The 26,105-nt window shown below is 38.2% G+C and carries 20 protein-coding genes; 4 read left to right on the top strand and 16 right to left on the bottom strand.

Annotated features, from left to right (window positions below; translation table 11 throughout):
• Positions 1-15 precede the first annotated feature (15 nt).
• Entirely contained in the window at positions 16-1,815 is a 1,800-nt protein-coding gene (locus tag DUT69_RS15940) for a lamin tail domain-containing protein (RefSeq protein WP_113654263.1), read from the top strand.
• A 53-nt stretch (positions 1,816-1,868) separates the two neighbouring features.
• Positions 1,869-2,219 (top strand): YtxH domain-containing protein, encoded by a 351-nt coding sequence (locus tag DUT69_RS15935; protein ID WP_113654262.1) that lies wholly within the window; start codon positions 1,869-1,871, stop codon positions 2,217-2,219.
• 18 nt (positions 2,220-2,237) lie between these two features.
• On the opposite strand, the gene DUT69_RS15930 is transcribed toward DUT69_RS15935, so the two are convergent.
• From DUT69_RS15930 to DUT69_RS15890, 9 genes are all read right to left on the bottom strand, one after another.
• A complete protein-coding gene (locus DUT69_RS15930; protein WP_113654261.1) occupies positions 2,238-3,116 on the bottom strand; it encodes a sugar phosphate isomerase/epimerase family protein in 879 nt (292 codons plus the stop codon).
• Positions 3,117-3,138: 22 nt separating this feature from the next.
• Positions 3,139-4,374: a nucleoside permease gene (locus DUT69_RS15925; protein WP_113654260.1), complete on the bottom strand. Its 1,236-nt coding sequence runs from the start codon at positions 4,372-4,374 to the stop codon at positions 3,139-3,141.
• A 63-nt stretch (positions 4,375-4,437) separates the two neighbouring features.
• Positions 4,438-5,115, bottom strand: a complete 678-nt coding sequence (locus tag DUT69_RS15920) for a 3-keto-disaccharide hydrolase (protein ID WP_113654259.1) — start codon at positions 5,113-5,115, stop codon at positions 4,438-4,440.
• Positions 5,116-5,136: 21 nt separating this feature from the next.
• Positions 5,137-6,594: a Gfo/Idh/MocA family oxidoreductase gene (locus DUT69_RS15915; protein ID WP_113654258.1), complete on the bottom strand. Its 1,458-nt coding sequence runs from the start codon at positions 6,592-6,594 to the stop codon at positions 5,137-5,139.
• 24 nt (positions 6,595-6,618) lie between these two features.
• Positions 6,619-7,002: a c-type cytochrome gene (locus DUT69_RS15910; protein WP_113654257.1), complete on the bottom strand. Its 384-nt coding sequence runs from the start codon at positions 7,000-7,002 to the stop codon at positions 6,619-6,621.
• 85 nt (positions 7,003-7,087) lie between these two features.
• On the bottom strand, positions 7,088-8,140 hold the full coding sequence (locus DUT69_RS15905; RefSeq protein ID WP_113654256.1) for a sugar phosphate isomerase/epimerase family protein: 1,053 nt from the start codon (positions 8,138-8,140) through the stop codon (positions 7,088-7,090).
• Positions 8,141-8,146: 6 nt separating this feature from the next.
• The gene (locus tag DUT69_RS15900) at positions 8,147-9,301 is read right to left on the bottom strand and encodes a Gfo/Idh/MocA family protein (RefSeq protein WP_205314290.1); all 1,155 of its coding nucleotides are present in this window, start codon (positions 9,299-9,301) and stop codon (positions 8,147-8,149) included.
• Between the two features lie 74 nt (positions 9,302-9,375).
• Complete coding sequence (locus DUT69_RS15895; protein ID WP_113654254.1) at positions 9,376-11,076, bottom strand: GMC oxidoreductase; 1,701 nt, start codon at positions 11,074-11,076, stop codon at positions 9,376-9,378.
• A 19-nt stretch (positions 11,077-11,095) separates the two neighbouring features.
• The gene (locus DUT69_RS15890) at positions 11,096-11,761 is read right to left on the bottom strand and encodes a gluconate 2-dehydrogenase subunit 3 family protein (RefSeq protein ID WP_113654253.1); all 666 of its coding nucleotides are present in this window, start codon (positions 11,759-11,761) and stop codon (positions 11,096-11,098) included.
• A 225-nt stretch (positions 11,762-11,986) separates the two neighbouring features.
• Here DUT69_RS15890 and DUT69_RS15885 point away from each other — a divergent pair, with 225 nt between their 5' ends.
• A complete protein-coding gene (locus DUT69_RS15885) occupies positions 11,987-12,931 on the top strand; it encodes an NAD-dependent epimerase/dehydratase family protein (protein WP_113654252.1) in 945 nt (314 codons plus the stop codon).
• A gap of 66 nt (positions 12,932-12,997) precedes the next feature.
• Positions 12,998-13,726 (top strand): YebC/PmpR family DNA-binding transcriptional regulator, encoded by a 729-nt coding sequence (locus tag DUT69_RS15880; RefSeq protein ID WP_113654251.1) that lies wholly within the window; start codon positions 12,998-13,000, stop codon positions 13,724-13,726.
• 387 nt (positions 13,727-14,113) lie between these two features.
• Here the strand turns inward: DUT69_RS15880 and DUT69_RS15875 are convergent, their stop codons facing one another.
• From DUT69_RS15875 to DUT69_RS15845, 7 genes are read right to left on the bottom strand one after another with little or no spacing between them, the layout of a single operon-like run.
• Positions 14,114-14,890, bottom strand: a complete 777-nt coding sequence (locus tag DUT69_RS15875; protein ID WP_113654250.1) for a carboxylesterase family protein — start codon at positions 14,888-14,890, stop codon at positions 14,114-14,116.
• 39 nt (positions 14,891-14,929) lie between these two features.
• Positions 14,930-17,224 (bottom strand): beta-glucosidase BglX, encoded by a 2,295-nt coding sequence (gene bglX, locus DUT69_RS15870; protein ID WP_113654249.1) that lies wholly within the window; start codon positions 17,222-17,224, stop codon positions 14,930-14,932.
• 15 nt (positions 17,225-17,239) lie between these two features.
• Positions 17,240-18,574 carry a glucoamylase family protein gene (locus DUT69_RS15865; protein ID WP_113654248.1) on the bottom strand — a complete coding sequence of 445 codons (1,335 nt, stop codon included), beginning with the start codon at positions 18,572-18,574 and terminating at the stop codon, positions 17,240-17,242.
• A 10-nt stretch (positions 18,575-18,584) separates the two neighbouring features.
• Positions 18,585-20,270: a glucoamylase family protein gene (locus tag DUT69_RS15860; protein ID WP_240186740.1), complete on the bottom strand. Its 1,686-nt coding sequence runs from the start codon at positions 20,268-20,270 to the stop codon at positions 18,585-18,587.
• A 59-nt stretch (positions 20,271-20,329) separates the two neighbouring features.
• The gene (locus tag DUT69_RS15855; RefSeq protein ID WP_113654247.1) at positions 20,330-21,211 is read right to left on the bottom strand and encodes a LamG-like jellyroll fold domain-containing protein; all 882 of its coding nucleotides are present in this window, start codon (positions 21,209-21,211) and stop codon (positions 20,330-20,332) included.
• Positions 21,212-21,228: 17 nt separating this feature from the next.
• Complete coding sequence (locus DUT69_RS15850; protein ID WP_113654246.1) at positions 21,229-22,785, bottom strand: RagB/SusD family nutrient uptake outer membrane protein; 1,557 nt, start codon at positions 22,783-22,785, stop codon at positions 21,229-21,231.
• Between the two features lie 29 nt (positions 22,786-22,814).
• On the bottom strand, positions 22,815-25,841 hold the full coding sequence (locus tag DUT69_RS15845) for a SusC/RagA family TonB-linked outer membrane protein (protein ID WP_113654245.1): 3,027 nt from the start codon (positions 25,839-25,841) through the stop codon (positions 22,815-22,817).
• Between the last annotated feature and the right edge of the window lie 264 nt (positions 25,842-26,105).

The following is a 26,105-nucleotide window of genomic DNA, read 5'->3' as shown; positions in this document are numbered from 1 at the left end:
TAATATCTACCAAATATGAGAAAAACTTTACTTTTATTTATGTTACTGAGTGTTAAACTTACATTCGGTCAATTTTCTGACGACTTTACTGACGGTAATTTCACTATAAATCCTACCTGGATCGGAAACACTGGAGCTTTTAACATAAACGCAAATAAACAATTGCAAAGTTCTTTACGCTCTGTTGCTCAAACAGTTGTGTTAGCTACAGAGAGCTATTTAGCGCTTAATGCCAAGTGGGATTTTTTTGTGCGGATGGATTTCGATCCATCGACAGCTAATCAGGCAAGAATTTATTTAATTGCTGATAAACAGGATTTAGGCGGAGCTTTAAACGGATATTTTATCCAAATTGGCGAAAGTGGCAGTGCCGACAGTTATGATTTATACCGGCAAACTGGCACAACCGTAACCAAAATAATAGATGGTGCAACTAAGCCAAGGGCAAATACCGATTTGTTACAAGCAAATATTAGGGTTACCCGAGATGCAGTTGGAAAATGGGAGCTTTTTACAGACATAACCGCAGGTTCAAATTACGTTTCTGAAGGAACAGTAACCGACGCTACTCATCAAAACACAGATTGGTTTGGGGTTTCGTGTAAATATACTGCCACTCGGTCTACAGGCTTTATATTTGACAACTTTGCAGTTAGCGAATTAACTCCGGATGTAACGCCTCCTAGCTTGCTGAGTGCAAAAGCTATTGACGCCAATACTTTAGAAGCCGTTTTCTCTGAACGATTAGAATTTGCATCTGGTTTATCAAACACTAATTATAACGTTGGTCAAATAGGTTCGCCATCGTCGGTAACGGCCATTGGCAATAACACTTACAAACTTAATTTTTCATCGGCTTTGCCAAATGGCGAATATAAATTAACTGTAACTAATGTAAAGGATTTAAGAGGCAACGTAATTAGTGCTAAAAATACTGCTTCTTTTTTTTACGTTGCGCCGTACACTATAAAAAAAGGTGATGTTTTGTTAAGCGAGGTTTTGGCAAATCCGAGAACTGGAGGGGTAGATTTTGTTGAGATTTATAATAATACCAATCAGATTTTAGATATTAAAGGTTTACAGCTAGCTAACGCTGATGCAAGTGGAAATCCCGCTAACATTAAAAATATTAGTGCAAATTCGGTATATATACCAGCAAAAACTTTTTGGGTTTTAACTACTAATCCAACAATTATTAAGCAACATTACAAAGTACAGTTCGAAAATCATTTTATACAAATGGGCAGTTTGCCTTCTTTTAATAATGATAAGGGTACGGTTATTTTGATGAATGGGACAGACATTTTAGAAAATTTTAGCTACAGTGAAAAAATGCACATGGGTTTACTAAAAGATGGTGATGGTGTTTCGCTAGAGCGAATATCATTTGACGCTGATGTAAATGCAACTGGTAATTTTACTTCTGCAGCCCAATCGGTAGGTTTTGCAACACCTACCTACAAAAACTCGCAAAATTTTGTAACCGACATCAATAAAAATGTAGTAATGTTAGCAAACAAGGTTTTTTCGCCAGATGGCGATGGTTTCGATGATCAATTGAATATTGAATATCGCTTTGCGACACCGGGAAATATAGCAACAGTAAATATTTATACGGATAGGGGACTGCTGGTGAAAAAACTGGAACGAAATACCACTATTTCAACAATAGGTAATTTTACTTGGGATGGCTTTGATGATTCTGGTAAATTGAGTAAAATTGGCATGTATGTTGTTAAATTTGATGTTTTTGCATTGAACGGAAAAACAGAAAGTTTTAAGCAAACCTGTGTTTTGGCAGCAAGGCTGAATTAAGATTTGGCAAAACAATAAGGTTAGGAACTTGTTTTTTTTAAAAGATTGAAATTATGAAGTACGGAAAAATATTATCGAAGTGTTTTAAGCAACAATCTAACGATGGGTATGTTGCAGTAGCATTAGTGGCAGGTTTAGCTGCAGGTGCATTGTTAGGAATTTTATTTGCTCCAGACAGTGGGGCCGATACGCGTAAGAAAATTGGCGATGGTGCTAGGGGCGTAAGAGATGGTGTCAGAGATAGTTATGCATCGCTAAAAAATAAAATTGTAGGAGAAGTTGAGGAGTTAGCGCCAGAGACTGAGATTCCGCATTTTGTAAGAGAAACAACAAAGAGACGCAAATCTGATATTAAAGATTTGATTGACGAGGCACACGCTTCTGATCAACCAGACGAATCTTAGGAATAAAAAAAGAGCTGTTTACAACAGCTCTTTTTTTACGTAGTTATAACTCGTTTCTATAGAACCAAGTTCATTTGGTTTGTAATTAAACTCGTGCTCTACAAAGTAGTGTTTTACGCCAGCTAATTTAGCGCCGGTAAAAATCTCTTTAAAGTTTATAGAACCCTGACCAACCTCTGTATTTACTTCCTTTTTGGTTTTGTCCATATCTTTAATGTGCCACATGGTAAATCGGCCAGGATGTGCTTTAAACAAGTCTAAGGCACTTAAGTTCATTCGGCTTACCCAGTATAAGTCTAGTTCAAAGTCAACAAGATTTTTATCGGTTTCTGCCAATAAGATATCGTAACCAGTTTGATTGCCGAATTTAGTGAACTCGAAATCGTGGTTATGGTAAGCCAATTTCAATCCAGCGCTTTTGCATAGTTGTGCAGCTTCATTAAGCTTCGCTGCTATTTTTTTATAATCGTCTGCTGATGAGCGAACGCCACCTTGTAAATATGGAACGGTTACATATTCGCTTCTTAAAACATTAGCTGCATCTATATACGTTTTTAGTACGTCGCTGTTTTTTCCAGTTACGTAACCATCAAAATCAAAATGTCCGCTAGGAGACGACATGCCATGTTGCTTTAATAAAGCATCAAAAGCTTTGGCGTCTAATCCCCAGAAACCATTTTTTAAAGAGTAGCCGTAGGTTTCTACCTCCTTGTAGCCAATTGCTGCAACTTTGCTAATAATGCCTTTTATATCGTTTTTAATAACGTCTCTTAAACTATAAAGTTGCAAGCCAATAGGTTTACCATTGGGGCTAGCCATAGATGCGCAAGAAGGCAAGACTGCCGCTGCAGCGGCCAATAAACCAGCTTGTTTTATAAATGTTCTTCTAGAATTCATGTGCTTTTAATAAAATTGGGATTTAGTGTGAAACGTTAACGTCGGCTTTAGATTTGTCGTTAAATAATAAAGAAAATAATAAGAAAACTACGAATGCGATGCCTGCAGGTATTATCCAAACCATTTTCCAATCTACCATTTCACCAGCTTTATAGGTATCTGTAATTAAGCCAGCTACTTTAAAGCCAATTAACATGCCTATACCATAAGTTGCCAGTGTTATTAAACCTTGGGCTGCACTCTTAAATTTTTCTCCAGCTTTAGAATTCGTGTAAATTTGACCAGATACAAAAAAGAAATCGTAACAGATACCGTGTAAAGCGATACCAATAATTAGCATGAAGCTTAATTCGCCACCATTACCAAAGGCAAACAAAATGTAACGCACTGCCCAAGCCAACATACCAACCAAAATGGTTTTTTTAAATCCGTATTTGCTAAAGAAAACTGGTATGGCCAATAAAAATAATGCCTCGGAAACTTGCCCGATTGCCATTTTTCCTGTCGGATTAGAAATTTTAATATCTGCTAAGAATAAGCCTGCATTTTGATAATAAAATGCCAGAGGAATGCAAATTAAAATAGATGAGATAAAGAAAACAGCAAAGTTTTTGTCTTTTAAAAGTTTAAGTGCGTCTAAACCTAGGATATCGCTTACTTTAATTTTCTCGTCTTTTGATACCTTAGGTGGCGTTGCTGGAAGCATAAAGCTAAACAGACCCAAGATTAATGATGCTCCGCCTGCCATTAAAAAAGTGTTTTTTAACAAACCTGCGGTAATATTTTCTGGAGAATCCCAATGGAAAACAAAGCTAATTAACAAACCGGCAACAATCCATCCAATGGTTCCCCAAACTCTAATTTTCGAAAAATCTTTTTCTGGATCGGTCATTTGATTAAAAGATACCGAGTTTACTAATGCCAAGGTTGGCATAAACAAAATCATATAACCTAGTACGTAAGGGTAGAATACTGTTACGTCTGTAGCATTGTACATCTGATACATCAAAAAAGCACCAATAATGTGTAGAATACCTAAAATCTTTTCGGCATTAAAATAACGGTCGGCAATTAAGCCAATAATAAACGGTGCTACAATTGCGCCCCAAGATTGAGTAGAGAATACAGAGCCCGATTCAGCACCTGTTGCACTTAAATTTTTATCTAAAAATGTACCTAATGTAACAAACCATGCTCCCCAGACAAAAAATTCTAGGAACATCATGAAAGATAGTTTAGTACGGATAATTGAGTTCATTTGTTTAGGTTTTAGTACGCTTAAAGCGAAAAGCAAAAAAGCTCAACGCTTTTGGCTGAGTTTTTACAATTCTTTAATTAGGATATTTTTGAACCAAACTTCATCTCCGTGATCTTGCAAAGCAATTTTTCCGCTTTTGTAGGTACCGAAACCTTGCCAGGTTTTAAATTTGCTCCCAGCAATCAGAGCTTTCCAATTATCGTCCCACATGGTGGTTTTTACTATTTTAACACCATTTAAAACAAAGGTTAGTTTTCCGTTTTTACTAATGATTTCAGCAGTGTTCCATTCGCCAACAGGCTTAACCGGTTCTGATGTACTTTTAAGCATATCGTATAAGTCGCCAGCACGGTGCTTAGTGATTTTTGCGTCTGGGTGGCCATCATTGTCAATAACCTGCATTTCTGGTCCGGTTAAATAAGTCTGCCTGTATTTAGGTTCTTCCTTAACAAAGAAAATAATACCACTATTGGCCTTTGGAGAAACTTTCCAGTCTATTTTTAAATGGAAATTGCTGTATTCTTTATCCGTAACTAAATCGCCACCATCATTATTTTTAGCTTTTGGGTCGAAGTGTAAAACGCCATCTTCAACCTTCCACGCATTTCCTACCGTTGTTTTTCCGTAGGTGTGCCATCCTGTAGTAGTTTTACCATCAAATAAAGGTTTAAAACCTTTTTGTGCATTGGCTAATTGCGTGGTAGCAAATAAAACTAATGCAGACAATATATATTTTTTCATTGAAATTTATTTTATAATAATTTAAGAACCTAAAGTCCAGCCTTTACGGTATTCGCGTTTTACAAATTGGTTAACATCATCAAAATTGGTAACCTTCATGGCATCATTATCCCAAAGTAACTTGGTATATCTTCCAGGATAGGTGATTTTTCCTTCTGCATCCTTGCGTTGAATATCTGCACCGCGAATGGCCAAATTAGCCATTAGCAAAGCTTCGGTTAATGGACCAGCAATTTCAAATGGCGAACTTAACTGATGTTTACCATGTCCTGCAATTGCAGCTTCAACCCATTGCGCATAATGACCATTTGCCTCGTCTTTAACTCGGGCATATTTTTCTTTAACGTTGATAGTTTGATTTTTTGATAAAGGCAACAAACGAGGATTCGCACTATAAGTGCTACTCATCATTTTACCTTTTGTACCGATAAATAAAGTTCCATTTCCACCATCGCCAAAAATTTCGTTCGCTTGTAATTCTTCGGGCCTTTCTGGCTGTATACCGCCATCCATCCAATGTACTGTAACATCACCTTCGGTTCTGCTAGATTTTGGGAATTTTAAGGTTACATGACTAGAAGGAGGGCAGCTTTCTGGAAAATAACCACGTTTAAATTCATCAACGTAAACAGAACCAACGCTAGCTTCAACAGATTTAGCATATTTTAAGTCTAACACACTAAATGGCGCTTCTAAAAGGTGGCAACCCATATCTCCTAGCGCACCGGTTCCGTAATCCCACCATCCACGCCAGTTAAAAGGAACGAGTTTATTTACATATTCTTTGTAAGGCGCAGTACCTAGCCATAAATCCCAATCTAAATCCTTAGGTACCTCCGCACGGTTTGCAGACCATGGAATACCTTGTGGCCAAACTGGCCTGTCTGTCCAGGCGTAAACTGTGTGCACATCGCCAATTAAACCAGCTTCATACCACTCTCTCATTTGGCGAGGGCCGTTATTTGAAGCACCTTGGTTACCCATTTGCGTAACAACTTTATATTGTTTGGCAGCTGCGGTTAAGGCACGAGCTTCGTAAATATCGTGTGTTAATGGTTTTTGAACGTAAACGTGTTTGCCCAGCTGCATAGCTGCCAATGTTTGTACAGCATGATTGTGGTCTGGAGTTGACACAGAAACGGCATCGAAATTTTTATGCTCCTTGTCGTACATTTCTCTCCAATCGCGATAGTATTTAGCTTTTGGAAATGCTTTTACGCTATTTGCCGCTCTGCTGTCGTGTACATCGCAAAGGAAACCGATATCAGCTTTACCACTTTTGGCAAACATAGCAATATCGCTTTGTCCTTTACCACCTACGCCTACACCAGCAACAATTAGCCTATCGCTAGGTGCCAAAAAACCTGGCCCACCTAAAACGTGGCGAGGTACAATCATAAACGCAGCTGCTGCAACAGCACTGGTTTTCAGGAAATTTCTTCTCCCTTGGTTAGCCGTTTCTTTTTTTACACTGTCCATTTGGTTAGACTTTTAGAGTGAAAGTTATTTTTTTAGCGAGAGGATATATTTAACCATTGTTTTTGCCTCGTCTTCTGTTATTTTAGTGTGTGGCGTCATCGGAATTTCTCCCCAAACACCTTTACCACCTTTAATAATTTTGCTTGCCAAAAGTGCTATGTTTTCGTCGGTAGAAGGATATTTTTCGGCAATCTCTAAATAAGATGGGCCAATAATTTTATTGTCTTTGTTATGGCAACCAATACAATCAGATTTTACGATTGCTAGTTCTCCTGGATCCATTGCTGGCTTAGAAACAGTAGGAGCGGTAGTTGCAGTTGAGCTAGCAGTATCTGTACTTTCTGATGAACCACCACAAGCGCCTAAAAATAAGGTTACTGCACTCAGAATTAATAAAGTTCTTTTCATTGTGTGTTTATTGTTGTTTTGTTAAGAATCACTCAGTGTAAACATAAATAATATTTACTAATATGTCATTAATAAATCGATTTAGTTATAAACCTAGTATTGTTTTGTTAAAATCTTGGTTTCCGCCAGATGCGGCGAAATCATCAAATGCTTTGCTGGTAACCGGAATAATATTTTTTTTGATAAATTCGGCACCTTCTCTAGCACCGGTTTCAGAATCTTTAATACAACATTCCCATTCCATTACCGCCCAACCTTTAAAATCGTACTGCGATAATTTACTGAAAATGCGTTTAAAATCTACTTGGCCATCACCTGGAGAGCGATATCTTCCTGCACGGTTAGCCCAGCTTTGGTAACCGCCAAAAGTTCCTTGCTTTCCTGTCGGATTAAACTCCGCATCTTTTACGTGGAAGGCTTTGATACGCTCGTGGTAAAAATCAATGTATTGTATATAGTCTAGTTGTTGTAGCACAAAGTGCGATGGATCGTAAAGCAGACAAGCTCGTTTATGCTGATTTACTTTATCAAGAAACATCTCGTAAGTTTCACCGTCAAATAAATCTTCGCCTGGATGTATTTCATAACAAACATCTACGCCACAGTTATCAAATTCATTTAAAATTGGTAACCAACGTTTTGCTAATTCTGTAAAACCATCATCAACCAAACCTTCTGGGCGTTGTGGCCAAGGATGAAAAGTATGCCATAGCAACGAGCCACTAAAAGTAGCATGTGCATTTAAACCTAAATTTTGAGAAGCTTTGGCCGCGTACATTAGTTGCTGTACGGCCCATTCGGTTCTGGCTTTAGGATTGCCTTTAACTTCGTCTGCTGCAAATGCGTCGAACAAGCTATCATAAGCTGGGTTAACGGCTACCAACTGTCCTTGCAAATGCGTAGAAAGTTCAGTTATTTCCAAGCCAAAACTTGCAACTTTTCCTTTTAACTCATCAGCATAAGTTTTGCTTTCTGCGGCAAGTTTTAGATCGATAAATCTTTTATCAAGCGTAGGTACTTGGATACCTTTGAAACCTAAATCTGCCGCCCATTTACAAATTCCTTCAAGAGAATTAAACGGTGCTTCGTCTCCAATAAATTGGGCTAAAAATACTGCTGGACCTTTTATCGTTGTCATTTCTAATTAAATTTTAAAATCATACCATTTCTGATCCGATTTGCTAGATGCTACTACGTTTTCTATAAATGCCATTCCTCTTACGCCTTCAACTACTGTTGGGAAATCCAACATCGCCTCGGTAGGTTTTTCGCCGGTTAAGTTTGCGTTTAAAGTGAGTGCAAAGTTTTTATAAAGATTCGCAAACGCTTCCAGATATCCCTCGGGATGTCCAGATGGGGTACGTGTATTTGCTTTTGCGATATCGGACATATAGCTGGTTCCGGTACGGTAAACTTGCATTGGTTGGTCTAACCATTTAACAGTTAGGGTGTTTGGTTCCATTTGGTGCCATTCTAAGCCACCTTTTTCGCCATAAACGTAAATTTTTATTGCATTTTCTTCGCCAGCGGCGATTTGCGAAGCCATTAAAAGTCCGTTTGCACCGTTATCGAATTTTAGCAGTAGATTACCATCATCATCCAATAATCTATCTTCAACAACGATATTTAAATCGGCACAAATCTTAGTGATTTTTAGGCCAGAGATATATTCTGCTAAATGTGCAGCATGCGTACCGACATCAGCCATACAGCCACTTATGCCACTTTTAGATGGGTCTGCACGCCAAGCAGCTTGTTTATTTTCATTAGGTGCAGGTTGGCTTAACCATCCTTGCGGGTATTCTACCACTACTTTTCTTATTTTTCCCAAATCGCCTTTGGCAACAAGATATTTGGCCTGCTTAACCATTGGGTAGCCAGAATAAGTATGTGTTAGGCAAACAGTTAAGCCGGTTTCTTCTGCTTTTTGTGCTAAAGCCTTCGCTTCATCCAAAGTAAGTGTAATTGGCTTATCTATTACCACATGAAAACCGTGATCTAAGGCCATCATTGCTGGCTCGAAATGTACATTGTTTGGCGTAACGATACTGACGAAATGCATTCTTTCAGAAACTGGAAGTTTACTTTCTGCGGTAATCATTTCTGTGTAAGATGTGTAGGTTCTGTTTTCTGGCAAGAAAATATCTTTGCCAGAGGAAATTGCAGTTTCGGGATTTGAACTCAATGCGCCACAACAGATTTCGATTAATCCATCTAAACTGGCAGCCATACGGTGAACGGCACCAATAAATGCACCCTTGCCACCGCCAATCAATCCCATTCTTATTTTTTCTCTCATAATTTAAGGTTTGGGAAAAAGTTTAAGGTTTAGGTCATTAACCTAAAACCTCAAACCTTTTACCTTTTGCCATTTTATAGGTTTCCTTTTTTTAATTCGCTTACAGCAAAATCTGCAGCACGTGCGGTTAATGCCATATAGGTTAAAGATGGGTTTTGACAAGCTGCCGAAGGCATACAAGAACCGTCTGTAACAAACACGTTTTTAACTTCGTGCATTTGGTTCCACTTATTTAAAACCGAAGTTTTTGGATCGTGACCCATACGTGCGGTACCCATTTCGTGAATTGCCATCCCCGGAACAGAACCATTATCGTAAGTTTTTACATTTTTGATTCCAGATGCTTCTAACATTTCAGCAGCATCGTTCATCATATCAACTCTCATTTTTGCTTCGTTATCTTTAAACTCGCAATCGATGGCCAATACTGGTTGTCCCCATTTATCTTTTTTATTTTTATCAATATAAACACGATTTTCGTGGTGCGGAAGTGTTTCTCCGAAACCACCAAGTCCCATACTCCAAATACCTGGGGTAGAAATTAAATCTTTAAAATCGCCACCGAAAGCTAGTTCGGCAATGTCGTTGTGCCAACCCGAGCGGCTTGCGCCACCTTGGTAACCGAAACCACGAACATAATCACGTTTATCGTTACCCACATTTCTGTATCTAGGTACGTAAATACCATTAGCTCTTTTGCCGTAAGTGTATTTATCGTCGAAACCTTCTGCTTGGCCAGAAGCACCACAACGGAAATGATGATCCATTAAATTGTGCCCCAATTCGCCGCTTCCGTTACCTAATCCGTTTGGATGCTCCGCGGAAGTTGAATTTAATAATAAGAAAGTAGAACCTAAGGTTGAGCCATTTACGAAAACGATTTTAGCAAAATACTCAATATGTTCCATCGTTTCAGCATCGATAATTCTTACGCCTTTTGCTTTTTGCGTTTCTTTATCGTAGATGATTTCGTTTACTAAAGAAAATGGTCTTAGTGTTAAGTTGCCGGTAGCCACTGCTGCGGGTAAAGTAGATGACTGCGTACTAAAATAAGCACCAAAAGGGCAACCGCGGCTACATAAATTTCTGTATTGGCAACTTCCTCTTCCACCATGTGCTACAGTTAAATTAGCTGTACGGCCCATGGTTAAGATTCTGCTTCTGTTATATTTTTTCTCGATGCGCTCTTTTACAGATTTCTCTACGCAGTTCATTTGCATCGGCGGTAGAAAATGTCCATCGGGAAAGTGAGGATAATTCTCGTTTTCGCCACTTACACCAATAAATTTCTCTGCGTAATCGTACCAAGGCGCTATATCTTTATAACGGATTGGCCAATCTACACCGTGGCCATCTTTTGCATTTTCTTCAAAATTTAAATCGCTTAAGCGGTAACTTTGGCGACCCCACATTAAAGATTTACCTCCAACGTGGAAACCACGGTACCAATCAAACCTTTTAACTTCGGTATAAGGGCATTCTAAATCGTTAACCCAAAAGCTCTCGTTATATTCTTGATAAGGATAATCTCTTTTTTGAACTGGATGTGTTTCTTTCTGCGCTTCAGTTAACCTTCCACGGTGCTCAAACTCCCAAGGCTTTTTCATTGCCGTGGTATAATCTTTTATATGTTCTATGTTTCTGCCACGCTCTAGCATTAACACTTTTAGTCCTTTTTCTGTTAGTTCTTTAGCAGCCCAACCACCACTAATTCCAGATCCAACTACAATCGCATCATAAGTATTTTGCGCTGTTGCTTTAGTATTTAAATTCATTTTTTAATGATAATATTGTTTATGCCCAAACTCTTTGACCAGGTTTTAAATCTACACAACCATCATAACGGCCAGGTATTTCTACAAATTCGTATGCTTTGGTTGCACCAATTTCAGACGTAAAGAAACCAAGCATGGTTAAATCTCTCGCGATAGCAAAAAATTGAGGTGCCTTTTTTGGACCTTCTTTAAAAGCCATTGGGTTGCCGGCCTTTTCCTTTTCAGGCCTTGCACCTTTAGTTTGTTGCTCTAGCTTTTCGGCTTCAGCAATTTTATCGTTTTCTTCTTTTTGCGCTGCAACAGTTTGGTCTCTAACTTTGGTAACCAATTGCTCGCGTTCTTTAACAGAAATTTCTAGGAATGATTTGCCAAAATCTTTTTTAGCGCTAGCTTCCAAATCATCTAATCCTTTTACAAATGCTTTTTGAGCATCGTCGGGGTAGCAATCTTTTACCATCATGGTAATAAACGGACCAACATTGGCAGCTTTAGCACCTGGCGATTTTGCTGTAGTAGGGATGATGATGTCAGCAAGTTCTGTAACTAGTTTTCCATGGTTGTCGGTAAATAAAACTCCACTTTTTCCGGGTTCGTTACAACTGTCGAATAAAGTGGCTATTGTAGTAGCCGATAAGGCTCCGCCAATTAAAAAAGCAACGCTTTTTACGGCTTCTCTTCTGTCCATATAAATTACATTATTTGTTTTGTGCCTTTAAAGTAAATAAAAAATGTGAAGATGTATTGTTAACACACTTATTTATAAACGCTACAAATGCAAATATTGTACAATATACACTTAGGTAGGGTTTTACAACATTTAGCCTTTTGTAAAAATTAGTTTACACAATTAATTGCAAGCGGATGATAAGGTTTGTAGCATTTTTTTAACTTTGTTGCAATCCAAAATTGTATGATTGAGAAAATACTTGTTTTAGGCTCTAACGGCCAAATTGGAACCGAATTGGTAACCGCTTTACGTAAAGGTTATGGCAATGATAATGTTGTTGCATGCGATATACGCAGACCAGATTACGAAACTAAAAATGCAGGGCCATTTGAGTTTGTAAACGTGTTAGAAAAAGACACGCTGAAAGACATTTTTCAGAAATATAAACCAACACAGGTTTATTTATTAGCAGCGTTATTATCTGCCACAGGAGAACAAAATCCGAAGCTGGCTTGGGATTTAAACATGAATGGCTTGTTAAACGTGCTAGATTTAGCTTTAGTTTACAAAACCGCAAAAGTTTACTGGCCAAGTTCGATAGCTGTTTTTGGCCCGAACTCGCCAAAAGAAAACACACCACAATTTTGTACCATGGATCCCAATACGGTTTATGGCATTAGTAAATTAGCGGGCGAACGCTGGTGCGAGTATTATCACCAAAAATATAATTTAGATGTGAGAAGTATCCGTTACCCTGGATTAATTAGTTGGAAAGCCGCACCCGGTGGCGGTACTACCGACTATGCAATACACATTTTTCACGAAGCATTAAAAAAGGGAAGCTATTCTTCATTTCTGTCGGCTACTACAGAATTGCCTATGATGTATATGGACGATGCCATTAGGGGAACTATTCAATTAATGGATGCACCAGCCGATCAGATTTCGATTAGATCTAGTTACAATTTTGGCGGCGTAAGTTTTACGCCAGAGGTTTTGGCGGCAGAAATTAGAAAGCATATTCCTGATTTTAAGTTAAATTATACTGAAAACGATCCGAGACAGGAAATAGCTAACAGCTGGCCAAAGTCTATTGACGATAGTTTTGCAAAAAAAGATTGGTTATGGAAGCCAGAATTTGATTTGGCTAAAATGACGGAAGATATGTTAAATAATTTAAAGAAATAAAAACGTTTGGCGTTAAGTGTCTGCGTTTTTCGCTTTCCGCTTATCGCTAACTCAAAATAATAAAAAATGGGAAGAGCATTCGAATTTAGAAAAGAGAGAAAGTTTAAGCGTTGGGCTAAAATGGCCGTTCAGTTTACGCGTATTGGTAAAGATATTGTAATGGCAGTAAAGGAGTCTGGGCCTCATCCAGAAACCAACTCTCGCTTACGTACCGCTATGCAAAATGCCAAAGCGGTAAATATGCCTAAAGATAGGGTAGAAGCAGCCATAAAACGTGCTTCTGATAAATCTATGGCTAACTACGAAGAAATTGTTTACGAAGGTTATGCGCCACATGGTGTAGCAGTTTTAATTGAAACAGCTACCGATAATACTAATCGTACGGTTGCAAACGTTCGTAGTTATTTTAACAAAACCGATGGTTCGCTGGGTAAAACAGGTTCGTTGGATTTCGTTTTTAACCGTAAATCAATTTTCAGATTTGTACCTGCAGAAGATTTGGATTTGGAAGAATTGGAATTCGAATTGATTGATGCTGGTTTAGAGGAACTTTATGTAGAATCTGATGAAGAAGGAAACGATATTGCGGTTGCGCAAGGTGCTTTCGAAAACTTCGGATCATTGCAAAAAGCATTAGAGGAAAAAGGGATCGAATTGAAAAGCTCGAAGTTGGAGCGTATCGCGTTATCTCATCATGAGGTTACCGAAGAGCAGGCCGCGGATGTTTTAAAATTGATCGATAAATTGGAAGAGGACGATGACGTTCAGGCCGTTTATCACAACATGGCAGAATAGCATTTGCGTAATGCGCTAACAAAAGCGTTTATTAAGAAAAATATAAAGGCTTGGAGATAATTTCTTCAAGCCTTTTTTATTTAACGTTTTTGAAGAGCAATTCCTGTGCTGCTTTTTTACTTCTGTCCCGCCATCATTTCAAGTCCTCACTCCGTTGCACTTCGCTCCGGGCTTTTCGTTTATGTCGGGTCTATGTTACTTAGGACTGCCTAAGTAAACTAAACCTGACAAGAGCGAGCACGAATCCCGATTTTACATCGGGAGAGTAAAGCGGATGGCAGGACTTGCTGATCCGATAAGATGCCGAACACTGCTTTTCAAAGTAAACTAATAACTTTTTCTTACCGCTCATGCTGAATTTGGCATGACTTTAAAAAGTAATAAACCTTATTTACTATGGCTAAATAGCCAAGGTAACAACTGCGGTTCTGCAAAAGTAGCGTCCCAGCTGTTGTGGTTTGCCTTAGGATAAATGGTAAATTTTGGTGTATTGCCCAATTTACGCAACTCGCGGTAAACGCTATAAGATAACTGAGGGTTTACAACATCATCCAACCCGCCGTGGAAAATCCATAGGGGAACGTTTTTGTATTTTTTAGCATTAGCCGGGTTATCGCCACCGCAGATAGCAAACGCAGCGGCGAACATTTTTGGCTTGCGTCTTAGAAGTTCGAAAGTTCCCATACCGCCCATAGAAAGGCCACCAACATAGATTTTGCTCTTATCGGCAAAAGGTTTATTTACATATTCGTCGGTTAGTTTCAATAACAAATCCATTGATTTTGTTGGCGCACCGCCTTTAATAAAGGTGAAAAACCTTTTGTCGCTAACAACATCGATATCTACATTAGCCCAATAGCTGGTTTCGGCACATTGCGGAAAAATAACAATTGCTTGGGTATTCTTTCTAAAATCATCTTTTAAAAACAACTTTCCGCCGTTAGCCAATTGTTTCTGATTATCATTACCACTTTCACCTCGGCCATGTAAAAAAAACATAATCGGGTATTTTTTATTTGCATCGAAATTTTCAGGATAAAGAATACGATACTTCATTGTATCGGCACCCACTACAAAATTCTCCTTTTTATATAGAGATAAATCCTGCGCAAATGCTGAAGAGATAATGAAGAAAAACGCGAAGATTAATGATATTCTTTTCATATTTTATTGAACTATATTGTTCGCCTTAGGGCTTGATTTTTACTTTACTAATTTAAAACTGGTTTCTTTAACATCTCTAGAGTTTCCTCCAATAAATAATTTAAAGTCGCCGGGTTCGGCTACAAATTTTAAGTTAGAGTTGTAAAACTTCAAATCTTCTTCGGTAATGGTAAAGGTAACATCTTTGCTTTCGCCAGCTTTTAAACTAATTTTTTGGAAACCTTTTAATTCTTTAACGGGTCTGGTAATGCTTCCCACTAAATCTCTTGTGTACAGTTGTACAACTTCCTTACCATCATATTTGCCATTGTTGGTTAATTTAACTGTAGCGGTAATCGATTTTCCGGCTGTTAAGGTATTTGAACTTAGTTTGATGTCGCTAAAGCTGAAATTGGTATAGCTTAAACCAAAACCGAACGGGTAAAGTGGATCGTTAGTAACATCTAAATAATTTGAACGGAATTTAGTGAATTTACCAGCTTCTGGTCGGCCGGTGTTTTTATGGCTGTAATAAAGTGGCACCTGACCAACGTTTTGAGGAAAAGTTGCGGTTAATTTTCCAGACGGATTTACGTTGCCAAACAAAACGTCGGCAATAGAATTTCCAGCTTCGCTGCCCGGAAACCAAACATTTAAAATAGCTGGTAAATTTTCATTTTCCCATTTTAAAGCTAATGGTCTGCCGGTAAACAATACCAGTACCACAGGTTTGCCTGTTTTGGCTAATTCTTTTAATAAGTTTTTTTGCGTTTCTGGAAGATCAATACTGGTTACGCTGCTGCTTTCGCCACTAAACTCAGATCCTTCGCCCATTACGGCAACAATTACGTCAGATTTTTTAGCAACATCCAACGCTTCCTTTATCAAGGCTGCTTCGGTTCTCGAATCGCGTTTGTAGGTTGGATTATGAACGTTTACATAACGATGCTCCATTACCGAATCTGCCAAAAAGTTAGAACCGCGAGCCGTTAAAATTTTAGCGTCGTTACCCAACGCATTTTTCAATCCTTGTAAAACCGTTACAGATTTATCTAACAATGCAGCTACGCTCCAAGTGCCGTACATATTTGCGGTATTATCAGATAATGGCCCAATTAATCCAATTGTACCTGATTTTTTTAAAGGCAAAGTATTGTTGCTGTTTTTTAACAACACAAAACTTTCTGCCGCAATTTCTCTTGCTACCTGGCGATTTTCTGGCGTAAAAACTTCTTTTTCGGCTCTGGTTGGATCACAGAATTTATAAGGATCTGTAAATAAGCCTAACTTGTATTTTGCTTCTAGAATTAATCTGCAAGCACGGTTAATTTGATCCATGCTTACTTTTTTCTCTGCTAGAGATTTTTTTAAGGTGTTAAGGAAACCATCGCCTACCATATCCATATCTATACCAGCATTTAAGGCCAATGCAGAAACTGTTTGCAAATCGCCCATGCCGTGTTCTATCATTTCTGGAATGCCGGTGTAATCTGTAACAACAAAACCTTTAAAGCCCCATTCTTTACGTAAAACATCGGTCATTAACCATTTGCTTCCTGTAGCAGGAATGCCTTCAACCTCGTTAAAAGACGCCATGATACTTGCGGAACCAGCATCTACAGCTGCTTTGTACGGAGGTAAATATTCGTTGTACATCCTCACACGACTCATGTCAACCGTATTATAATCTCTCCCAGCTTCTCCAGCACCATAAAGTGCATAGTGTTTTACGCAAGCTAAAATTTCGTTGTTTGCCTGAAGTTTACCTTGATAACCAGTTACCATTGCTTTCGCAATTTGAGAACCTAAGTATGGATCTTCGCCACTACCTTCTGAAATTCGCCCCCATCTTGGATCTCTAGAAATATCCACCATAGGTGAAAAAGTCCAGTTAATGCCGCTTGCACTTGCTTCAGTAGCTGCAATTCTGGCCGATTTTTTTATCGCATCCATATCCCATGTAGCACTGATGCCCAAAGGAATTGGAAAAACCGTGTGATAGCCGTGAATAACATCCATTCCGAAAAGCAAAGGTATTTTAAGTCTGCTATTTTCTACAGCAATTTGTTGCACCGCTTTAATTTTATCTACGCCTTTGATATTAAACAAACCACCAACTTGGCCGGCTTTTATTTTTTTGCTAATATCAGAACTGCTCGCCTGACCAGTAGTTATATCGCCAGAACTTGGGAGGTTTAGCTGCCCTATTTTTTCGTCGACAGTCATTTTAGCCATTAACGCAGTGATAAAACTATCCATTTTCTGCTGTGCTGGATTTACAGCTTTTTTCTGCTGTGCAATTAATGGACTGGCACAAATAGCCGCTAAAAAAATTAAGGAGATTATTCTTTTCATTTTACGTGTGTTATATTATTTCTTGTAAGTGAAACCTAATTTGGTTAGACCTTGTTGAATTTCTGGAGCGCTCATAAACAAGTTCCATATTAAACCAGTACGGCCATTTTCTATCATTACCACAATTGGGCCTTGATCTATACCGATGTAACGTTTAGGAAACCAATTTGCCGTTTCGCTGTACGCATCATAAAAACCAAATTCGCCCCAAACTTTATCTCCTAAATTTTCATACAGATGCCTTATCATTTGCATGCTTTCTTTAGGTGCATATGGGTATGATGAAAGTGCTGCGGTAGGACTGATTACACCAAAATCCTCATCGGGCATATGTGCTGCATAACCTTTAACAGAGTAGCTAGCCGTTAAACCCCAAGAGTTTTTGCCGTAGCCTTTAAAACCTTTAGGGTTGGCAATGGCATAATCGTAATTTATTAAGGTATGGCTTTTATTTTCTTGCCAATAATCGGCGTATTTATCTTTAAGTCCGTTTGGGTTTAATGCTAAGTACGAATAATGCGCCCAAAAAAGTGGTCCAACACTTTCACCAACAACATTGTGTTTTAACTTAACAGGGTGATTATAAAGCGATAAATTAGTGTTTATGGCTCCACTTTTTGCCCAACCTTGATGATACACTTCTGCAGGTACACCATGAGTAGGAGAGCAGGCAGCCAAAACATAGGTAATTAAACATTCGTTATATCCGGTGATGGCAAAATTCATTTTCCAAGCAGATTTTGGCGACCAATGCCAATACAATACATTTTGGTTGTTTTGTCTATAAAAATCCCATTCTATGCCTTTCCAAAGTTCATCGGCCTTTTTTGCTAAAGCTTTTTCTTCAGCGTTTCCGTTAGCGTAATATTGACGAACGCAAACCAAAGCTTGTGCAAGGAAAGAAGTTTCTACCAAATCACCTGCGTCATCATTTTTACCAAACTCTTTTGCTTTTCCAGATGGGAGTATCCAATGTGGCCAAACGCCATGGAATCGCTCTGCTTTAGCTAAAAAATCTATTCCTTTTTTTAAATGCTCGTAGCCTTGCGCTCTGCTTATAAATTTACGTTCTATGGCTACAATTGTTCCCATAATACCGAAGCCACTTGCACCTGTAGCAATAATATTTTTATCGTTCTGAGGGTATATATCGTCGCTATGATAGCGTTCTCTCGCTAAACCAGAAGTAGGTTCGGCACCCTCGTAAAAGTATTTGTAGGTTTTTTTTTGAACGATTGTAAGCAATTCGTCATCGCTTAACTTTTTGTTTGTAGTAATGGCATCTTTATGTTTCTGCGCAGAACAACCGGCTAAAAAAACGAGAAGGGATAAAGTAAGTATGTATTTCATGGTGTGTGTTTTAAAGATTCGGACTGGTAAATCCTAAGTTTTTCATTCCGGTTTTTACTTCAGGCGCACTCATAAATAAATTCCAAAGTAGTTTACTACGGTGATTTTCTATCATGATAATAATCGGACCTTGATCAATTGCTAAGTGCGAACTTGCAAACCAAGGTTCACTTAAGCTAAACGAATCAACAAAACCATAATCCTTCCATATTTTGTCGCCTAGTTTATAATAGAAGAATTTTAGTGCCTGCATAGATTCTGTAGGTGTGTAGGGGAAAGATGCCAGTGCCGCGGTTGGCGCTATCACGCCCCTGTCGTTAGTTGGCGAACTTGCTGTGTAACCATTCTGTATATCACTTGCTGTTAAGCCCCAATTATCGGCGCTATAGCCGAATTTATTTGGATCGGCTACGCAATAATTGTAATTTATTTTAGCGTGAGCTTTATTCTGCGTTTCGTAATTAGCATACGCATCGGCTAATCCAATAGGATTGATACCTAAAAACGAGTAGTGAGACAAGAATAAGGGGCCACCATTAGCTGTGCCTAGCGGTAGTTGAATACCATAAAAAGTATTGCCATTTTTCATAGCGCCATTACGTGCCCAACCTTGATCGTAAACCGATTTCGGGATAGATGAAGTTGGCGAAGATGCCGCTAAAACATAAGTTATCAAACATTCGTTCCAACCTTGTATTGGCAGGTTTATATCCCAAGCATTTGTTGGGCTCCAATGCCAGTATAGGGTATTACTATTGTCTTTTCTAAACCAAGCCCATTCTACATCGTTGTATAATTGGGTAATATCATTACGCAGGTTTGTTTCGGCTACGGTGGAATTGCTAAAATATTGTCTTACAGTAATCAATCCTTGTATTAGTAGCGATGTTTCTACCAAATCTGCGCCGTTATCTTTAGCGCTAAATGGTAAAGTAGCACCAGTTTCCCCATTTATCCAGTGCGGAAAAGCACCATGATATCGAGTGGTTTTGTTTTTTAGGAAATCGACTATTTTTTGCATTCTTGCTAATCCATCAGCTCTGCTAATAAACCCACGATGGATACCTGTTACAATTGCCATTGCTCCAAAACCTGAACCACCTGTAGTTACTGTATTGCCGGATGTGTTTCGTTCTCTTGCCATGCCACTTGTTGGGTGGCCAAAATCCCAAAAATATTTAAAGGTTTGCTGTTGCACTAAAGTCAACAACTCATCGTCTGTTATTCTGTTGAATTTATCGCTGTTCTCTAATCCTGTTGTTAAGCTGATGTTAACAGGGTTGATTAATCTTCCGCCAGAGGAAGATTTTAAATCATTAGTTACAGCGAGTGTGTAGTTTGTGAATGATTTTAAATCACTTTGTGGAGTTACCACCAATGTCTTATCGCCATCTTGAAAAGCGTTTGCAGTTTGCACTGTAAAGCCAGATTGGTCTTTTAGGATTATCCCGCTAGATGCGGTATTTGTGTTTATAGCTTCTGTAAAGCTAAATTTTATTGCAGGTTTTAAATTTAAACCAGTGTATTTTAAGGTGCCGTTATTGGTGTTGTTTACGGTAAATGAAAGTGAAGTATCGTTTGAAAGATCGCCGGTAGATTTGTTTTTTTTGCAGGCAATGCCTAAAAAAAAGAGGAGTGTAACCGCAAGAGTTTTAATTGTCTTAAGTCTGATATTTGTATGTTGAGTCAGCTTCACAAGGGGATGGTTTGATAAAACTACAGTACCTGCAAAGTGAGGTACTGTAGTTAATTTAATTATTTATTTGCTAAGCCTAACTGATACATTGATTTAATGATTGCATCAGGAATAAACCTATTATAAATTCTCACTTCATCGATAACCCCTGTCATCGCTGCATAAGCAACGTCTGTATTTACAGTTTTGCCAGGGACTAAATTGTAATTGGCACCAAATATAAGTTCGCTTGGCTCGTAAGATTTGAAAAGACTGTTTCCAACACCTCTATCACTATAGCTACCAATGTTAACTCCGTTAGCCACCATGTTAAATCTTCCGGTTAAACCGTTATAAGATAATACGAAGTGAACCCAATTATCTGGACCTATTTTAGGAGATAATGTAGCATTTGCATTATCTTGTGTGCCAGCAACTGCTGAAAATATTGGCTGAATACCAAGAAAATCGATATTCGACGCTGGTCTAGCTTGAGTGTTTAAATTGATGTTTATATTGCCTTGTAATTGCCCAGGTCTTGCAATAGTTAACAGCATCGTTCTTTTAGAACCATTATTGGAAATTTTAATCCATTGGCTAATGGTAAAACTTTTAAACACATCCGTTTTTAAAGCGGCTAATTGTGTTCCATAATATAAGTAACCAGCATTTAAGTTAACCGCTTTACCTTTAACTCCAGCTACAAAGCTGTTTCCAGCTGCTAAAGTTGGCGTAACTCCGCTAATCTTTTCGGCGTAAGTGTCGTCGAAATTAAAGTAAGCTACCAAGTTATTTGGATAAATCTCATCGGTGCTTTTAAAACCGTCAATTGTCCCAGCGTAATCTTCTGCGCTAACATCTGGCAAATTGTTAGGGTTATCATCTTTATCACAAGAAGATAAGGTTGTTGAGCCAATTATAAGGCCCAACATTGCGTATTTATATAAATTCGAAAATTTCATCTTTCTGTTTTTTAAGGTTAGTAACCGTCGTTTTGTTTAAGTACACCTTTACTCAAATCTATTTGAGTTTGCGGTATAGGCAATAAATTATCTCTACTGGCAGAGAAATTTGTTTTGCCTGCAGCAACCATTGCAGCTTGAGAAACTCCCCATCTAACGATATCGAAGAAACGATCATGCTCCATAGCAAGTTCTATTCTTCTTTCGTGCTGTATAGCCGCTCTTAATAAAGTTTGATCTGTAGTAGTAACATCTGGTAAAATACCAGCTGGTGCTCCTGCAGGTGCATCTTTTCTAGCTCTTGCTCTCACACTGTTTACTGCCGCTAAAGCAGCATTTGCATTGGCAGTGCCACCAACTTCGTTTGCAGCTTCTGCATACATTAAAACAACATCTGCATATCTCAAAATTCTAACATTCATCCAATAACCAAAGTTATGGCCAACAGCTGCTCTGTAAGACGGACTAGAATGTGTTTTGTGGTTGTATCTAGGGTTTGGTAGACCTAGCGGCGTAGTTTCTCCGTAAACTGTAATACCAGGAGTTGTACCCGTACTTGTGTAAAGAATTGTTCTTGTTTTACGAGGATCATTTGGCTCGTAAGCTGCCTCTAATATAGTGCTTGGTGTATTCCAACCCCAGCCTAAATTCCATACACCAGAACCACGTACGCCTTGATGGCTAGAATTTTGAAGTCCGTTAGCCGTTTGTACAGAAGCGCTTGCAGTTGCTTGGATTTCGAAAACCGACTCTGAACTATTTTCTCCACTTTCTCCAAAAATTTTGGTGTATGGAGTTAATAAATCATATTTTCCAGAAACCATTACCGCATTTGCTGAAGCCATAGCCATTGACCATTTCTTTTGTGTTAGATACACCTTTGCTAAAATTCCGTTTGCAGCGCCTTTTGTTGCACGCCCAACAAATTTCTTATCCCAAGCTAAAGGCAAGTTCGCAGCAGCAAAGTTTAAATCACTTTCTATGAAAGTATAAATTTGCTCTGGTGTGCTTTGCGGAATGTTTGAGCCTGCAACTGTAGATAGGCTTTCAACCAAAGGAACTTTTCCAAAAAGACGAACAAGCATGAAATAGGCATAGCCACGGATAAATCGAGCTTCGGCCTGAGATTGAATTTTAACTGCTTCTGTAGCCACTAACTCTTGGTTAGTTTCAATTTGATCTAGTACAATATTACACTTATTAATTAATGCATAATAGCCAGTCCATAATGCATTACATCTTCCGTTGCTCGGTAAAACCGGGAAGTTATCCATTGAGATTACATCGGCCCCACCATCTGATGGCGTACTGCCTTTATCTGCATCATCGCTTCTGATACTAGTAGCAACCATAAAACCGTCCACGTGTACATCATAGGACCTCAAATCTTTGTATGCGCCAAATAAGAATTGATCATATACACCTGATCCTAGAGGGTAGGGGTAATCTTCTTTGATGTATTCTCCTTGTTTGTTTGTGTCAAGAAATTTTTGACAACCCGTATTAATTGATAGTAGTGTAGCTGAAAGTACTGCTATGCCAACATATCTTTTAGTGTGATTAAATATTTTCATTTTATTTATATTAAATAATGATTAACAACTTAGAAAGTTACATTTAAGCCAAATGAATAAACTGCTGGTACAGGGTAAACGCCGTTATCTGCACCACCACCTAAAATGCTTCCAACTTGAGCCTCTGGAGTATATCCGCTAACTTTGCTCCAAGTTTTAATGTTCTGACCACTTAAGAACAATCTCAATTTGTTAACACCAACTTTAGTTAAAGCGTTAGGTGCGAAAGTATAACCCACTTGTACATTTCTTAATCTGAAATAATCACCAGCTTCTAAATAATAGCTGCTGAACAAGAAGTTATTAGACCTAGCATTATTTAGAATTGGCTCTACGTTAGTTGATCCAGCACCTGTCCAAGCGTTAAGTCTGTTGCTTTCGTAGTTTAAAACAGCAAAATTAGCAGTTCTACGTTGCGTGTAAATCTTGTTTCCTGCTACACCTTGTCCTTCAATAGTTGCATCGAAACCTTTGTAACCCATTGATAAGCTTAATCCATAACTATAAGGAGGGAAAGGAGTGCCTAAATAAGTTCTATCGGCAGGGGTAATTAAACCATCGCCATTTAAATCCGCGTATTTGATATCACCCGGTTGCGAATCTGCAAAACTGCCGTTTTGAGCAATATCTGCAGTGTTTTGATAGATGCCAGTTTGTTGATATCCATAGAAATAACCGATAGACCTTCCAGTTTCTGTAATGTTAACGCCACCATTTCCTTGGATTTGGAAATTTGTAGTGTTACCCAATGAATTTACAAAGTTTTTGTTGTAAGCAAAGTTCGCATTCACGTTGTAAGTAAAGTCATCACCAATTTTATCGTTCCAACCTAACATTACCTCGATACCTTTGTTGGTGATTTTTCCTAAGTTGGTATAGAAAGTTTCGCTGCCCAAAGATCCAATCAATGGAAATGATGTCAATATATCGGTAGTAGTTTTGTTATAAACGCCAACTTCTGCACTCAAACGATTATTTAATGCTTTAACTTCTAAACCTAAGTCAATTCCTTGAACAGTTTCGTACCTAAGATTCGGATCTGGCCTATATGCGTTTGTAACAGCTGTATAAATATTATCGCCAAAAATTGCAGTGTTTGCGTTAGATAAACCAACTTGAAATAGATTACTTCCCAACCCATTAGAGTTACCTAATTTACCCCACGAACCGCGGATTTTTAAGAAGTCTATACCCTTAATATTATCTTTAAAGAATGATTCCTCACTAGCAACCCATCCTAAACCAACGCTACCAAATGTTTTCCATCTGTTGCTTTGCGGAAGTTTTGAACTACCGTCTCTCCTAACAGTTGCGTTTAATAAATACTTGTTTTGGAAAGCATAACTACCTCTTAAAAAGAAGCCGGCGTTAGATTGCTCGCCACCACCACCACTATTAAAGGTTGGATTGTTAGCATTTATAATGTTTATATACCAAAGGTTTGGATCGTTTGGCACATTTAGAGTAGTGTCTCTACGAGAACCAGAAAGTGTAGTGCTCGATGAGAACCAAGAAGAGAAACCTCCAACAGCCGTAATCTTATGCCCACCTTTAAATTCTTTATCGTAAGTTATTGCATGATCTTGTTGATATGAACGATATTCGTTTGCGCTTTGTCCCACGGTAGTTCTTACGTTTGTATCGTAAAAAGTTTCTGTAGGTGCAGCTCCTTCACCCAAATTAACTACTGTGAAAGGAAGTGGCGAGTAACTTCTAGAATTGTTAAAACCTAAGTCGGTATACACTGAAGATCTAAAGGTAAAGTCTTTTAAGAACTTAACTTCTGCAAACAAACTACCATTTATTCTATATCCTCTGTTGATATCTGTATTTCTGTTTCTTTCTAAAGCATACATTGCATTACCAACTTGTGCTCTTTGAAACAATGGCATAGTATTATACAAACCATTAGGGCTTTGCACGGCAACAATAGGAGCCGCCCAAATAGCATTGTTTAAACCTGCTTGTGATGGATTATTTCTCCAATGAAAACCTGTAAAATTACCACCAACTTTTATTTTATCTGTAATTCTTATTTCTTCATTTAAACGAGCAATGAATTTCTTGAAGTTATTGTACTTAACTACTCCATCTTGATCGTTGTAACCAATGTTAATTAGTGTAGTACTTTTTTCGCCACTGTTACTAATGCTTAGCGAGTTAGTATTAATAGCTGCATTACGCAAAATTAAATCTTGCCAGTCGGTATTGGCGTTATAATTAGTATAATCCTGAGGTGCCGCGTTTAAGTTTGCTAACTGAGCAGAGTACAATTTTTTAAATCCTTCAGCATCTGTAACGTCAATTCTATCTGTAACTCTTTGTATACCGAAAGTACTTTGAAAATTAACAGTGGTTTTTCCTCTAGCAGAAACTTTGGTTGTAATTGCAATTACACCGTTAGCACCTCTTAAACCATAAATTGCTACAGAAGAAGCATCGCGTAATAAGTCAATACTTTCAATGTCAGCTGGGTTTAAAAAGTCAATATTGTCTACCATTTGTCCGTCAACAATATAAAGTGGATTAGCACTATTTGTACTGTTGATACCACGAATACGTACTGTAGGACTTGCACCTGGAGAACCAGAATTTGTAATGGTTAAACCCGGAACCTTACCTTGTAAAGCCGCGATTGGGTTAGTTACATTGAATTTCTCTATGTCAGAACCTTTTACACTGGCAATAGACCCTGTTACATCTCTCTTTTTCTGTGTTCCATAACCTACCACAACTACTTGCTCTAGGTCATTTTTTGCCATTAATAAGGTAACGTTTATAGAGGTTCTATTATTTACAGCTATTTCTTGTGTAGTAAAACCGATGTAACTGAAAACTAATGTGCCGTTAGCTGGTATACTAATTGAATAGTTACCTTCCATGTCTGTTTGAACTCCACCATTGGTGCCTTTTATCATTACGCTAGCCGATGGTATGGTGACCCCTTGGTCATCTTTTACCACACCCTTAACTGTAACATTTTGGGCAAAAGCAACGTTTAATAAAAGCACGCACAATAAAGTCAACAAAGAAAACTTTGTGTAGATTTTTTTCATACTGATTTATATTTGTTTTAATTGATTACTCTAATGTTCGCTTTTGTTTCGATTTAAACAAGTGTAGTTACCTCAACATTACTACATCAAGGTGCTTGTTTTTACTATCTCAATAACACAGAATAATTTGATTTTTGGTTCAAAAACCTCGTTTTTTGGTTTGTAACAAGAAAATTAGCACTACTACAAATACAGTTTTGAAAGCGTAATGATACGGAACTCTAGGTGGTAAGTTTTTAGCTCTTGAGAGGTAATGATGTAGTC

Source organism: Pedobacter namyangjuensis (genome assembly GCF_003313325.1).
In the GTDB taxonomy this organism is placed as follows: domain Bacteria; phylum Bacteroidota; class Bacteroidia; order Sphingobacteriales; family Sphingobacteriaceae; genus Pedobacter; species Pedobacter namyangjuensis.
This window is presented reverse-complemented; position numbering and strand designations above follow the sequence as displayed.